Source organism: Vibrio sp. NC2, from assembly GCF_025195005.1.
GTDB lineage: Bacteria > Pseudomonadota > Gammaproteobacteria > Enterobacterales > Vibrionaceae > Vibrio > Vibrio splendidus.
The window spans coordinates 42,512-56,931 of record NZ_JANVFC010000019.1 but is presented as its reverse complement, the minus strand read 5'-3'; the positions used below and the strand labels follow the sequence as shown (position 1 = coordinate 56,931).

Annotated in this window: 11 protein-coding genes; 6 read left to right on the top strand and 5 right to left on the bottom strand. The window is 46.8% G+C overall.

The window, feature by feature from the left end; translation table 11 throughout:
* Positions 1-130: 130 nt before the first annotated feature.
* Entirely contained in the window at positions 131-1,654 is a 1,524-nt protein-coding gene (locus NX845_RS19085; RefSeq protein ID WP_017095707.1) for a YifB family Mg chelatase-like AAA ATPase, read from the bottom strand.
* Between the two features lie 472 nt (positions 1,655-2,126).
* Here NX845_RS19085 and ilvG point away from each other — a divergent pair, with 472 nt between their 5' ends.
* The 5 genes from ilvG to ilvA are packed head-to-tail and all read left to right on the top strand — an operon-like array spanning position 2,127 to position 8,462.
* Positions 2,127-3,773 carry an acetolactate synthase 2 catalytic subunit gene (ilvG, locus tag NX845_RS19080; protein WP_004735752.1) on the top strand — a complete coding sequence of 549 codons (1,647 nt, stop codon included), beginning with the start codon at positions 2,127-2,129 and terminating at the stop codon, positions 3,771-3,773.
* 1 nt (position 3,774) lies between these two features.
* Complete coding sequence (ilvM, locus tag NX845_RS19075) at positions 3,775-4,059, top strand: acetolactate synthase 2 small subunit (protein WP_017077311.1); 285 nt, start codon at positions 3,775-3,777, stop codon at positions 4,057-4,059.
* 12 nt (positions 4,060-4,071) lie between these two features.
* Positions 4,072-5,040 (top strand): branched-chain amino acid transaminase, encoded by a 969-nt coding sequence (locus NX845_RS19070; RefSeq protein WP_260257074.1) that lies wholly within the window; start codon positions 4,072-4,074, stop codon positions 5,038-5,040.
* 33 nt (positions 5,041-5,073) lie between these two features.
* Entirely contained in the window at positions 5,074-6,915 is a 1,842-nt protein-coding gene (gene ilvD / locus NX845_RS19065; RefSeq protein WP_086050351.1) for a dihydroxy-acid dehydratase, read from the top strand.
* Between the two features lie 2 nt (positions 6,916-6,917).
* Positions 6,918-8,462: a threonine ammonia-lyase, biosynthetic gene (gene ilvA, locus NX845_RS19060; protein ID WP_065608165.1), complete on the top strand. Its 1,545-nt coding sequence runs from the start codon at positions 6,918-6,920 to the stop codon at positions 8,460-8,462.
* A gap of 96 nt (positions 8,463-8,558) precedes the next feature.
* On the opposite strand, the gene punR is transcribed toward ilvA, so the two are convergent.
* Positions 8,559-9,473, bottom strand: a complete 915-nt coding sequence (gene punR / locus NX845_RS19055) for a DNA-binding transcriptional activator PunR (RefSeq protein WP_004735746.1) — start codon at positions 9,471-9,473, stop codon at positions 8,559-8,561.
* Positions 9,474-9,636: 163 nt separating this feature from the next.
* Between punR and punC the strand changes: the two genes are divergently transcribed.
* Positions 9,637-10,848 carry a purine nucleoside transporter PunC gene (gene punC / locus NX845_RS19050; protein ID WP_108151509.1) on the top strand — a complete coding sequence of 404 codons (1,212 nt, stop codon included), beginning with the start codon at positions 9,637-9,639 and terminating at the stop codon, positions 10,846-10,848.
* 126 nt (positions 10,849-10,974) lie between these two features.
* Here the strand turns inward: punC and glmU are convergent, their stop codons facing one another.
* The 3 genes from glmU to atpD form a co-directional block, all read right to left on the bottom strand.
* On the bottom strand, positions 10,975-12,333 hold the full coding sequence (glmU, locus tag NX845_RS19045) for a bifunctional UDP-N-acetylglucosamine diphosphorylase/glucosamine-1-phosphate N-acetyltransferase GlmU (protein ID WP_004735743.1): 1,359 nt from the start codon (positions 12,331-12,333) through the stop codon (positions 10,975-10,977).
* Positions 12,334-12,548: 215 nt separating this feature from the next.
* The gene (locus NX845_RS19040) at positions 12,549-12,971 is read right to left on the bottom strand and encodes a F0F1 ATP synthase subunit epsilon (protein ID WP_004735742.1); all 423 of its coding nucleotides are present in this window, start codon (positions 12,969-12,971) and stop codon (positions 12,549-12,551) included.
* Positions 12,972-12,989: 18 nt separating this feature from the next.
* On the bottom strand, positions 12,990-14,393 hold the full coding sequence (atpD, locus tag NX845_RS19035) for a F0F1 ATP synthase subunit beta (protein WP_004735741.1): 1,404 nt from the start codon (positions 14,391-14,393) through the stop codon (positions 12,990-12,992).
* Positions 14,394-14,420: the final 27 nt, after the last annotated feature.

The window sequence follows — 14,420 nt, the reverse complement described above, 5'->3', positions numbered from 1 at the left end:
TACTCGCTCATAACCATTAGTTCATAACAATTGGTTCATAACAACGAAAGCCTGCGTAAAAAGCAGGCTTTATTGTTTGTATACCAATCACAGTAAATAAATGACCCGTTGTTTACTACGATTGGTATGACTACACAGCTTGAGCTGAAAGTTGTTTCAGCAAGCGATCCATCGCTCGATAGCCAAGCGCCTCCGATAAATGCTTCTTTTCAATCTGCTCGTTACCCTCTAAGTCTGCAATGGTTCGTGCCACCTTGATGATTCGATGATAGGCACGAATCGATAAACCTAATCGATGCAGTGCGGTCTCAAGAAACTCCGCATCTTCGCGTCGCAATGGGCAATACTTTTCAATTTCTCGGCTACCTAACAGTGCATTCGATTTATGGTTTCGAGATAACATCAACTCACGAGCATGCTTAACCCTTTGCTTCACGACTTGAGTGGTTTCTCCACGATCGCCTCCTTCGGCTAACATCCCTTTGGGCAATAGAGGGATCTCCAATGACATATCGAATCTATCCAATAATGGCCCAGATAAGCGGTTGAGGTAACGCAGGATAATTTGCGGGTTCGCTCGAGCTTGATTGCCCTCGTAATAACCTGTTGGACTTGGGTTAAGTGCACCGACTAATTGAAAGCGAGCAGGAAAGCGAGTCTTACCCGCGACACGGGAGATAATGATTTCACCCGACTCTAGCGGCTCTCGCAGTGAATCAAGCACCTTACGCTCAAACTCTGGCATCTCATCAAGAAACAATAAGCCATTATGCGCCAAAGATATCTCACCGGGGCGAGGTATCGAGCCACCACCGACCAATGCTGCCATCGAACTCGAATGGTGTGGGGAACGGAAAGGTCGTTGTTTCCAGTTGTATTGATTGATCTCTTGTTGCGTTAATGAAGCCACCGAAGCAGTTTCCATCGCCTCGTCATCACTCATCTCAGGTAACAAATCGCGCAATCGAGAAGCCAACATGGTTTTTCCAGTTCCGGGCGGGCCGAGAAAAAGCAGGTTATGGTTGCCCGCTGCGGCGATCTCCAGTGCTCGCTTACCTTGCTGCTGGCCAATAATATCTTGTAAGTCACGATTATCAGACACATCGACATGATGATGCTCGGTTCGATATAAACCAAGCTGAGCCTGGCCACACATATCCGCACAAACCTCTAGCAAGGTTTGCGCTGATTTATGGGCCCCCTTGCCGACTAAGGCCGCCTGATCACCATTGTGATGTGGAACCACTAAGCATCGCTCGACACTATCGGCGGCTAACGTCGCAGGCAGAACGCCCTTTACCGAGCGCAACTCTCCTGACAATGCCAACTCACCGATAAATTCATGTTGAGCTATTTTTGATGTCGGAAGCTGATCTGACGCCACCAAAATCCCAAGCGCGATTGGCAGATCGAAACGGCCTCCCTCCTTGGGTAAATCAGCAGGCGCGAGGTTGACCGTGATCCTTTTTGATGGAAATTCAAAGCGAGAATTGATGATGGCACTCCTGACTCGATCTTTAGATTCCTTGACCGTCGTTTCAGGTAGCCCCACCAATGTAAACCCAGGCATACCGTTGCTTATATGCACTTCAACGGTCACTTCTGGTGCCTCTACTCCCACACTAGCCCGGCTGTGAATTATCGCGAGTCCCATAACTTTCCTTTGTCTTTGATTTAAAAGTATTCGCTCTGGGTATTCGTTGCTCACCAAAGCGATAAGGTTGTTATATAGCTTGGTGGAATGGTGTTTTAATGTGAAAAAAGAATGACATTTTCCTTGTCATACTGCAGATTTGTGTGATAACACTAGAGATGTAGACTTTTACTGAAGACAATAAACGAGAAAACTCGAATATTATGATTTTTAACGCTCGCATTTACGCACTGATTAACCTGATTATCGTAGTCATTATTAAGACTGCGCGGGGGCGAGTGGGAAGAAAGTAACCACGAATTAGAAAAAACCCCCGCACTGAAAAGTCCGGGGGTTTTTTCTAATTTAGCGATTCGATTTTTATAATTTTTATTATTTTCGGCCTTGCCGATTTACAGGAAGAATGGGAGCACAAGATGTGCAAAGACAACGGAAACAATGACCAAAATAAAGGTAATACGGAGGGATTACGATGAAAGGCGCAGAACTAGTCGTATCCGCACTCAAGCAACAAGGCATTGAGACCGTATTTGGTTACCCAGGTGGTGCCATCATGCCAATCTACGATGCACTTTATGACGGCGGTGTTGAACACATCCTTTGTCGCCATGAACAAGGTGCTGCAATGGCTGCCATTGGTATGGCGCGTGCAACACAAGACGTGGCTGTTTGTATGGCAACCTCAGGCCCAGGCGCGACTAACCTAGTAACAGGTCTTGCTGATGCCTTTATGGACTCCATCCCACTCGTCGCTATCACAGGTCAAGTTGCTAGCTCCCACATCGGTACCGATGCATTCCAAGAAATGGATGTGATTGGTATGTCTCTGTCATGTACTAAACACAGCTACCTCGTTACCGATATTGAAGATCTTGCGCCAACATTGGCTGAAGCATTTATCGTTGCAAAAGCAGGGCGTCCCGGTCCGGTTATTGTCGATATCGCTAAAGATGTTCAACTAGCCGAATCCCCTGTAAAAATTCTTCCTGAATTTACACCACCAGCCATTCCTGTTGTGACAACGGATGCTATTGAGCAAGCTCAGTACTTCCTGTCTCAAGCGACTCGTCCTGTTTTATACGTAGGTGGTGGCGTTCAACTGGCGAAAGCAACCGATGCAGTTCGCGAGTTTTTACGCCTTAACCCAATGCCGGCCGTAAGCACACTGAAAGGCTTAGGCACTATCGAACGTGACGACCCGCACTACCTTGGCATGCTTGGTATGCACGGCACTAAAGCCGCTAACCTAGTGGTTCAAGAAAGTGACCTGTTGATTGTTGTTGGCGCTCGTTTTGATGACCGAGTAACAGGCAAGCTTGATACTTTTGCTCCTCACGCAAAAGTTATCCATATCGATATCGATGCGGCAGAGTTCAGTAAGCTGCGCCTTGCTGATGCGCCAATTCGCGGTGACATCAACAAGATCCTGCCTCAACTAGAACTGAGCCAAGACATCTCATCTTGGGTTCACCACTCAGAAGGCCTTCGTAGCTCATTCAAGTGGCGCTACGACCACCCAGGTGATCTGATCTTTGCTCCACTACTGCTGAAGCAGTTATCAGACATGATGCCAGCAAGCTCTATCATTTCGACGGATGTTGGCCAACATCAGATGTGGGCCGCTCAGCACATTCAGCCTCGCGATCCTCAAAACTTCATCACCTCAGCCGGTCTAGGCACTATGGGCTTTGGTTTACCAGCCGCTATGGGTGCATCGGTTGGTCGTCCTGATGACCAATCGATTCTTATCTCTGGTGATGGTTCATTCATGATGAACATACAAGAGCTTGGCACGCTAAAGCGTCGTCAGATCCCAGTGAAGATGGTGCTTCTGAATAACTCTCGCTTAGGCATGGTTCGCCAATGGCAATCTCTGTTCTTTGATGGCCGACACAGCGAAACCATCTTGGATGACAACCCTGACTTCGTCATGCTCGCGAAAGCATTTGATATCCCGGGCAAAACCATCACGCGTAAAGAAGAAGTAGAGCCAGCATTGAAAGAGATGCTAGAAAGCAAAACTGCTTACCTACTTCACGTCCTTATCGATGAAGAAGAAAACGTATGGCCACTAGTACCGCCAGGTGCTTCAAACAGTGAGATGTTGGAGAACACATAACATGAAAAGATACCTATTAGACATCAAAGCCGATGATAAGCCTGTACTACTAGAGCGTGTTCTTCGTGTTATCCGTCACCGTGGCTTCATCGTTAAGCAAGTCGCGGGCACTCAAAACCACGAAAGCAAGGTGGCGAGTGTAGAGATCATTGTCGACAGTGACCGTCCGATCTCTTTTTTGGTAAACCAAATCGAAAAGCTGTGGGATGTACGTTCCGTTGACGTTATCTCTATCAGTCGTAATGAATTGCCAAACAACAACTTACAGCAAAAGATAAACGCATAAGGAACCGCAAACATGACAGCTAAAACAGCAGACTATATTTGGTTTAACGGTGAAATGGTTCCTTGGGCAGAGGCGAACGTTCACGTCCTGACTCACGCAATGCACTACGGTACTTCTGTGTTTGAAGGCGTTCGTTGTTACAACGCGCCAAAAGGGCCGGTAATCTTCCGTCACCCAGAGCATGCAAGACGCCTAAAAGACTCAGCGAAAATCTACCGCTTCCCTATTCCTTTTACTGAGGAAGAAATTATGGAAGCGACTCGCGAAACGCTACGCCAAAATAAGCTACAGTCTGCGTACATACGCCCACTGGGCTTTGTCGGTAATGTTGGTTTGGGTGTGTGTCCGCCAGAAAATACTGAGATGGATCTGATCATCGCTGCGTTCCCTTGGGGTTCTTACCTAGGTGAAGAAGCGCTAGAGAATGGTGTAGATGCGATGATTTCAAGCTGGAATCGTGCCGCACCAAATACTATCCCTACCGCTGCGAAAGCCGGTGGTAACTACCTATCTTCATTACTGGTTGGTGGTGAAGCTCGTCGTCATGGTTACGATGAAGGTATCGCACTGAGCGTCGATGGTTACCTTTCAGAAGGTGCTGGCGAGAACATCTTTGTGATTCGTAATGGTGTGTTATCAACGCCACCAGCAACCAGCGCGATTCTACCGGGCATCACCCGTGATTCAATCATGACACTAGCAAAAGACATGGGTTACGAAATCCGTGAAGAGAACATTGCTCGTGAAGCGCTATACCTTGCCGATGAAGTATTCATGACAGGCACAGCTGCAGAGATCGTTCCGGTTCGCAGTGTAGACAAAATTACAGTAGGTGAAGGCAAACGCGGTCCTATCACTGAAAAAGTTCAAGCAGCTTACTTTGGTTTATTCAATGGAACCACTGAAGATAAATGGGGCTGGTTAGACTACGTTTATCCAGCAGACCATGCGTCAGAAAGCCAAACACAAACAAATAAGTAAGCAACAGCCAAATATTTTATAAGGATTTAAACAATGCCAATCTATCGTTCAGCAACGACAACCCACGGACGCAACATGGCTGGTGCGCGCGCTTTATGGCGTGCAACTGGCGTTAAAGATGATGACTTCGGTAAGCCGATCATCGCGGTTGTAAACTCTTTCACTCAATTTGTTCCAGGCCACGTTCACCTTAAAGATATGGGTCAGCTGGTTGCGGGTGAAATCGAGAAAGCGGGTGGTATCGCAAAAGAATTCAACACCATCGCGGTCGATGATGGTATCGCAATGGGCCACGGCGGCATGCTGTACTCACTGCCATCACGTGAGCTTATTGCAGACTCAGTAGAATACATGGTCAATGCACACTGTGCGGATGCAATGGTGTGTATCTCTAACTGTGACAAAATCACTCCGGGAATGATGATGGCAGCAATGCGCCTTAACATCCCAGTGATCTTTGTATCAGGCGGCCCAATGGAAGCAGGTAAAACCAAGCTTTCAGATCAAATCATCAAGCTCGACCTTGTTGATGCGATGATTCAAGGTGCTGATCCAACGATTTCAGACGAGCAAAGTGAGCAAGTAGAACGTTCTGCATGTCCAACCTGTGGTTCATGTTCAGGTATGTTCACAGCAAACTCAATGAACTGTCTAACAGAAGCACTTGGCCTATCTCAGCCGGGTAACGGTTCTATGCTGGCAACACACGCAGACCGTGAAGAGCTATTCATCAACGCTGGTAAACGCATCGTTGATCTAACCAAGCGTTACTACGAGCAAGATGACGAGTCAGCACTGCCTCGCAACATCGCAAATCGCGCAGCCTTTGATAATGCTATGGCGCTTGATATCGCAATGGGTGGCTCAAGTAACACCGTTCTTCACCTTTTAGCGGCCGCCCAAGAAGGCGACATTGATTTCGATATGGATGATATCGATGCGATGTCTCGCCGTGTTCCACACCTATGTAAAGTGGCGCCTTCAACACCGAAGTACCACATGGAAGATGTTCACCGTGCTGGTGGCGTAATGGCTATCCTAGGTGAACTTGACCGTGCAGGTCTATTGAACAACCAAACTCGCACCGTGCTTGGTCTAAGCATGCAAGAGCAGCTCGCTCAATACGACATCATGCAAACAGAAGACGAAGCCGTGCTTAAGTTCTTCCGTGCAGGTCCTGCGGGCATCCGTACCACCAAAGCTTTCTCACAAGATTGCCGTTGGGATCGTCTAGATGACGACCGCAAAGAAGGTTGTATTCGTACCAAAGAAAACGCGTTCAGCCAAGAAGGTGGCCTAGCGGTACTTTCAGGTAACATCGCGGTTGATGGTTGTATCGTTAAGACTGCGGGTGTTGATGAAGAAAACCTTAAATTCCAAGGCCCTGCAATCGTATTCGAAAGCCAAGATACGGCAGTAGAAGGCATCTTAGCGGGTAAAGTAAAAGCAGGCGAAGTGGTTGTCATTCGTTACGAAGGTCCTAAAGGCGGCCCGGGTATGCAAGAAATGCTCTACCCAACGACTTACCTAAAATCGATGGGTCTAGGCAAGTCTTGTGCTCTTCTAACCGATGGTCGTTTCTCTGGTGGTACATCAGGTCTTTCTATCGGTCACGCTTCTCCAGAAGCAGCAAGCGGCGGCGTAATTGGTCTAGTGAACACAGGCGATATCATCACTATCGATATCCCTAACCGCTCAATCACGCTTGATGTGGCTGAAGATGAACTAGCAGCACGTCGTGAAAAACAAGATGCATTAGGCTGGAAACCAGAAAACCGTCAACGTGAAGTGTCTTTCGCACTGAAAGCTTACGCAAGCATGGCGACCAGTGCCGACAAAGGCGCTGTACGTGATAAGTCTAAGCTTGAGGGCTAACTATGAGTGATGACACCTCCAGTCCCAAAAAACAAAGTGGCGCAGATTATCTGCGCCAGATCCTGAGAGCGCCGGTTTACGAAGCGGCAATAGTGACACCTCTGCAAGATATGCCACGCTTAAGCGCTCGTATCGGTAATCAGGTTCAGCTAAAACGAGAAGACCGTCAGCCGGTACACTCGTTTAAGCTGCGCGGTGCTTACAACATGGTTTCAAGCCTTTCTGAACAACAGAAAGCAGCCGGTGTTATCGCAGCATCCGCAGGAAATCACGCACAAGGTATGGCGTTATCTGGCTCTAAGTTAGGTATTCAAACCACAATCGTGATGCCAAAAACGACACCGGATATCAAGGTCGATGCAGTACGCGGATTTGGCGGTAAAGTCGTTTTACACGGCAGTAATTTCGATGAAGCGAAAGCGGAAGCGGAACGTCTGTCGGCTGAACATGGCTTCACCTTTGTTCCTCCTTTCGATCACCCACTCGTGATTGCAGGGCAAGGCACTATGGGCATGGAGATGCTGCAGCAAAACGGCCACATGGATTATATCTTTGTGCCGGTTGGTGGTGGTGGCTTAGCCGCTGGTGTTGCAGTGCTTATCAAACAACTGATGCCAGAGATTAAAGTGATTGCGGTAGAGCCTGAAGACTCGGCTTGCTTGAAAGCAGCACTGGATGCGGGTGAACCTGTGGTACTGGATCAGGTCAGCATGTTTGCTGATGGTGTTGCGGTTAAACGCATTGGTGAAGAGACATTCCGTCTTTGCCAACAGTACATTGATGGTCATATTACCGTCTCTAGCGATGAAATCTGCTCTGCGGTAAAGGACATCTTTGAAGATACCCGTGCGATTGCTGAGCCTTCAGGAGCACTTGCTCTGGCTGGCTTGAAGAAGTTTGCAGAACAAAACCGACTGCAAAATAAGCAACTAGCAACGGTACTTTCTGGTGCGAACACCAACTTCCACGGTCTGCGTTATGTCTCTGAGCGTTGTGAATTGGGTGAGAAACGAGAAGGTCTACTTGCGGTAACTATTCCAGAGCGACAAGGTGCGTTCCTAGAGTTCTGTAACATTATTGGTGGTCGAGCGGTGACTGAGTTTAACTACCGCCACAACGACGAAAGCCTGGCGAATATCTTCGTTGGTGTACGTCTACAAGGTGGACAAGAAGAACTCGAACACATCATCAATGACTTACGTGAGGGTGACTACGCGGTTGTCGACTTGTCTGATGACGAGATGGCAAAACTGCACATTCGTTACATGATTGGCGGTAAACCATCGAAGCCATTGAAAGAACGTCTTTACAGCTTTGAGTTTCCTGAATACCCGGGTGCATTGATTAAATTCCTTGATACCTTAGGGACTCACTGGAATATCAGCCTGTTCAACTATCGTAACCATGGTGCCGATTACGGTCGAGTGCTGTGTGGCTTCGAACTCGGTGATGATGATTTAGCTCAGTTCTCTACACACTTAGAAGAACTTGGCTACCAATGCAAAGATGAAACCGATAACCCTTCCTACAAGTTTTTCTTGTCTTAAGAGTTAAGCTATCGAACCAAAAGAGCGAGTATTTACTCGCTCTTTTTATTTGAGCGTTTCCGATAAACCTCACACGATCCTATTTTAAATAGATCATTACAGTGCTTTACGATGATCTAACCAATCTTGGTGAAGCTGTTCACTTGATCCTAGATATTTGACCATCCATTCGATCAATTTATGGTTGTCATCTTTTCTCCACACCAAACAACAGTGACTTTGTGGGCTAGGCTCCGGTAGTATTTTTTCCACCAGCAAGCCTTGTTCGATAATAGGCGCGGCAATATGCCTTGGCATGTAACCCACCCCAACACCATTCTTGAGGCACTCTATCGCACTGTACCAATTAGGTAATAAAAGACGTCTCTGACTCGCATAGTGGCCAGTATGGCGCTTAGGCAATACGCTAGAAGTATCATCCAAACAGATCGCGGGATACTGGCTAACAAAGGCTTCATTAAGGTTTTGCTCTCGCACACACGGGTGACTGGGTGACATCACAAATGCCCAATCTAACCGCCCCATATCCTTAACTTCAAAGTCACCACCAACCGGAATCGCCGAAGTGGCTCCAATGACGACATCGGCCCTGCCCTGTGCAATGGCTTCCCAAGAACCATTAAACACTTCCATGTTGATCTGCAGCTCAGCGAACTCAAAGGTTTGATAAAACTCTTCAATCATCGGCTTCATCTTGTCGAGCTTAACCACGTTATCAAGGGTTAGACGTAAGGTTTTCTTCCAACCACGCGCAGCTCGGCGAGTTTGCGCACTGAGTTCTTCCATCTGTCTCAGCAGTTGACGAGCCTCTTCAATAAACAACTCCCCAGCAGGCGTCAGCTCTACTTTTCTTGGTAAGCGTCTGAAAAGTAGAACATCAAGCTCTTGCTCTACCTGCCTAACCCCATAGCTGATCGCCGATGGTACTTTGTGCAATTGCTCTGCAGCCGCAGTAAAGCTGCCCAAGCGAGCAACGGTATCAAGCATTTCTAACGAGGATTTAGAGAACATAAGCCTTCAAATTTTTTGATTGATAACTACATATTTTAGCGTTTTATTTTATCAGCTCTGAAAAATAGAATGTCAGCATAAATAAACAGGGGTTCTTACTCCTGAGTATCTAACAATTTTTTTGATGATAAAAACATCACTACCTTTAGTTTAATGGCATTTTATGAATATTTCTAAATTTCAATTGGTCTACCTTGCAGTTCTTTCCATGCTTGGCTTTATTGCGACCGATATGTACCTTCCTGCATTTAAGGCAATGGAAGTCGATTTTGCAACCGGCCCTGAGCAGATTGCTCTGTCTCTAACCGTATTCCTTGGTGGTATGGCAATGGGTCAGCTTCTTTGGGGTCTGGCGAGTGACAAGTATGGTCACCGTAATACGCTAGCGGTTGGTCTTGTTATCTTTACTGCAGCTTCATTCGGCTTAGCATTCAGTACCGAAGTATGGCACCTACTGACGCTGCGCTTCATTCAAGCGATCGGTGTGTGTGCGCCTGCGGTAATCTGGCAAGCAATGGTTATTAAGCGTTACTCTCAAAGCAGCAGCCAGCAAATTTTTGCGACTATCATGCCTCTAGTAGCGCTATCTCCAGCATTAGCACCGCAACTGGGTGTGTTGCTAGCAGACAGCTTTGGTTGGCACAGTATCTTTATCACACTGACGCTAATGGGCGCATTGTTGATCGCAACGACCATGGCTCAACCAAAAGAAGCGCCAGAAGTAAAACAAACGTCGATCAAAACCGATATCAAAGCACTGCTTCATTCAAAGCCTTACATGGGTAATGTGTTGATGTTTGCTTCAGCGTCAGCAGCGTTCTTCGCTTACCTAACCGGTATGCCAGAGATCATGGCTCAACTGGGTTATGAAGCAAAAGACATCGGCTTGAGCTTTATTCCACAAACCATTGCATTCATGGCGGGTGGTTACTTCGGTAAGCAGGCAGTGAAGAAGTATGGCGATGGTGTCGTACTAAGAAATCTTATTGGTTTGTTTAGTGTTGCCGCATTACTGATTTTCATTGCATCACAATGGGAACTGACTTCAATCTGGCCTCTACTCGCACCTTTCTGTCTAATTGCCGTAGCGAATGGCGCACTTTACCCAATCGTAGTAAACCGTGCCCTATCAAGCGCGAAACAGAGCCCTGCGACAGCGGCTGGCTTACAAAACAGCCTGCAAATCAGTATTAGTGGCCTAGCAAGTGCATTGGTTGCAGCAATGGCAAGCCAAGCACTAAGCGCAACAGGTATCGCGGTAGTAATTTGTTTAGGTGCTCTGTGGGTTGGCTATATTATTTCGAACAAAGAGCTTTCTGAACACTTCGCAACACCGGATAACTCTCGAGTGGTTGCTGACGATAAGCAAGACTAGTTTCTCGTTTAACGAAAACAAAAAAGAGCGAGTAATCTCGCTCTTTTTTTATATCTAAAGTTATTTAGAAAGCAGCCAGTAGCATTGCTACTGGCTTGTATCAGAATATCTTTTGGACGTTAGTACTTACTTCTTAGTTGGACGTTTCCAATCAGCAATCTTACGTTCTTTAGCACGGCTGATAACTAACTCATTCTCAGCAACATCACGAGTTACTGTAGAGCCAGCACCAACGGTAGCGCCATTACCAATCGTAACGGGAGCAATTAATTGACTATCTGAGCCAACGAATACGTCATCGCCGATGATGGTCTTAAACTTATTTGCGCCATCATAGTTACAAGTGATAGCACCTGCACCCACGTTTACGCGCTGACCAATTTCAGCATCGCCTAAGTACGTTAGGTGATTCGCTTTAGAGCCTTCACCAAGGCGAGTGTTCTTCATTTCGACAAAGTTACCAACGTGCGAGTTATTACGCATGTCAGCACCAGGACGTAGACGAGTGAAAGGACCAACCGTACAGTCTTCACCGACCGTTGCACCTTCAATTACACTGTATGGACGCACGATGGTGTTGTCATCGATCTCACAGTCTTTCAATACACAACCGGTACCGATAACCACGTTGTCGCCAATGCTTACGCTGCCTTCGATGATAACGTTAGTATCAATCTCAACATCCATGCCGCACTGCAATTCACCGCGTAGATCAAAGCGGCTTGGGTCACGTAGCATAACGCCTTGCTTCAATAGTTTGTCGGCTTGCTCAGCTTGATAAGCGCGTTCTAAACGAGCCAGTTGAGAGCGGTCGTTCACGCCTTCAACTTCAATAGGGCTTACTGGGTGTACAGCTTCTACAGCACGACCTTCATCGTGAGCCGCTGCAATAACGTCAGTCAGGTAGTATTCACCTTGTGCGTTATCGTTGCTTAAGCCAGACAACCAACGCTTCAGATCGCCACCTGTCGCAACCATAACGCCAGTGTTGATCTCTTTGATAAGCTTCTGCTCATCGGTTGCATCTTTTTGTTCAACGATAGCCACAACAGGACCATTACGACGAATAATGCGACCGTAGCCCATTGGGTTATCTAACACGACCGTAAGTAGCGCGATGCCACCGTTTGGTTGAGCGTCTAATAGGTTTTCAATGGTTTGAGGTGAAATCAATGGAACATCACCGTATAGCACCAGTACTTTTTCATCATCAGCGAAATGTGCAGATGCCTGATCCACAGCGTGGCCAGTACCCAACTGCTCAGCTTGCAGTGCCCAGTTTACCGATTCTTCAGCTAAAGTAGCCTTCATCTGATCACCACCGTGACCGTAAACCAAGTTGATGTTTTGAGCGCCGAGACCATTACATGTATCAATAACATGCTTCACCATTGGCTTACCTGCAAGCGTGTGCAGAACCTTTGGTGTGTTTGAATACATGCGAGTGCCTTTGCCCGCTGCGAGAATTACCGCGCTAAACTTCATTGTAAACCTATCCAACATTATTTTTATTAAGCCGATATTGTAACCGTTTTTAGCTAACAAATTAAATTGTAATAGCTATTTAACCAGTACTGATACGTAAAAGGGTCATCATTAGTCCTCAATGTGTAAACACATTTCAGGGCGGGATAACCTAAAAATGCAAAAAGGCGACCCTTAGGTCGCCTTTATCTCAGAGTCAGTAATCTTATAAAAGATTAACGACGCTGTTTTGTCAGTTCGATAACTCGTAACTGAGCAATGGCTTTAGCCAGTTCACCGGCCGCTTGTGCGAAGTCTATGTCGCCATGCTGATTTTGGATATTCTCCACAGCCTTGCGTTTAGCTTCTTCCGCCTTTGCTGCGTCTAGTTCTTCACCACGGATAGCCGTATCAGCCAGTACAGTCGCTGTACCAGGTTGAACTTCTACCATACCACCAGAAACATAAATAATTTCTTCGTGGCCGTGCTGCTTAACAATACGCACCATACCAGGCTTGATAGCGGTCAGCAGTGGAGTGTGACCATGGAAAATACCAAGCTCACCCTCACTACCGGTCACCTGAAACGTCTCAACAAGGCCTGAGAAAATTTGTTTCTCTGCACTTACAACGTCTAGGTGAAAGGTTATTGCTGCCATATCGCCTCCTAGTTAGCCTTATAGCTTCTTAGCATTCTCAATAGCTTCGTCAATTGCACCACAGTACATGAACGCTTGCTCTGGAATGTCATCGTATTCACCAGATAGAAGACCTTGGAAGCCACGTAGAGTCTCTTTAAGAGGTACGTAAACGCCTGGGTCACCTGTAAATACTTCCGCTACGTGGTAAGGCTGAGTTAGGAACTTCTCAATCTTACGAGCACGAGATACAACTTGCTTATCTTCTTCAGATAGCTCGTCCATACCTAGGATAGCAATGATATCTTTCAGCTCTTTATAGCGCTGAAGAGTAGACTGAACGCCACGAGCGATGTCGTAGTGCTCTTGTCCAACTACCAATGGATCCAGTTGACGTGAAGTAGAATCTAGCGGGTCGATCGCTGGGTATAGACCCATAGATGCGATATTACGGTTAAGTACTACCGTTGCATCTAAGTGAGCGAACGTTGTTGCTGGAGACGGGTCAGTCAAGTCATCCGCAGGTACATATACCGCCTGTACAGACGTGATAGAACCAGCTTTAGTTGACGTGATACGCTCTTGTAGAACACCCATTTCTTCAGCTAGTGTAGGTTGGTAACCTACCGCAGAAGGCATACGACCTAGAAGTGCTGATACTTCAGTACCTGCTAGTGTGTAACGGTAGATGTTATCAACGAACAGTAGAACGTCACGACCTTCGTCACGGAAGCGTTCAGCCATTGTTAGACCAGTCAGTGCAACACGTAGACGGTTACCTGGTGGCTCGTTCATCTGACCGTAAACCATCGCTACTTTTGATTCTTCAGGGTTTTCGATGTTTACAACACCTGCTTCCTGCATCTCAAAGTAGAAATCGTTACCTTCACGAGTACGCTCACCTACACCTGCAAATACAGATAGGCCTGAGTGTTGAAGTGCGATGTTGTTGATAAGTTCCATCATGTTAACGGTCTTACCTACACCAGCACCACCGAATAGACCGATTTTACCACCCTTAGCGAATGGACAAATCAAGTCGATTACTTTAACACCAGTTTCTAGAAGAGAAGTCTCGTTAGACTGCTCTTCGTAGCTTGGAGCTTCGCGGTGAATTGCGTAATGCTCTTCAGCACCGATTTCACCACACTCATCAATTGCGTCACCTAGGACGTTCATGATACGACCAAGTGTCTTAGTACCTACTGGTACCGAGATTGGAGCGCCAGTATTTTCAACTGTCAAACCACGACGTAAACCATCAGAGCTACCCATTACGATTGCGCGTACTACGCCACCGCCAAGTTGTTGCTGAACTTCAAGAACTAGACGCTCTTTCACTTCATTAACATTCAGAGCATCGTATACACGAGGTACTTCGCCCTGTGGGAACTCTACGTCGACTACCGCACCAATGATCTGTACGATCTTACCTGTAGCCATCGTTAATCCTCTAACTATTTAGTTTTA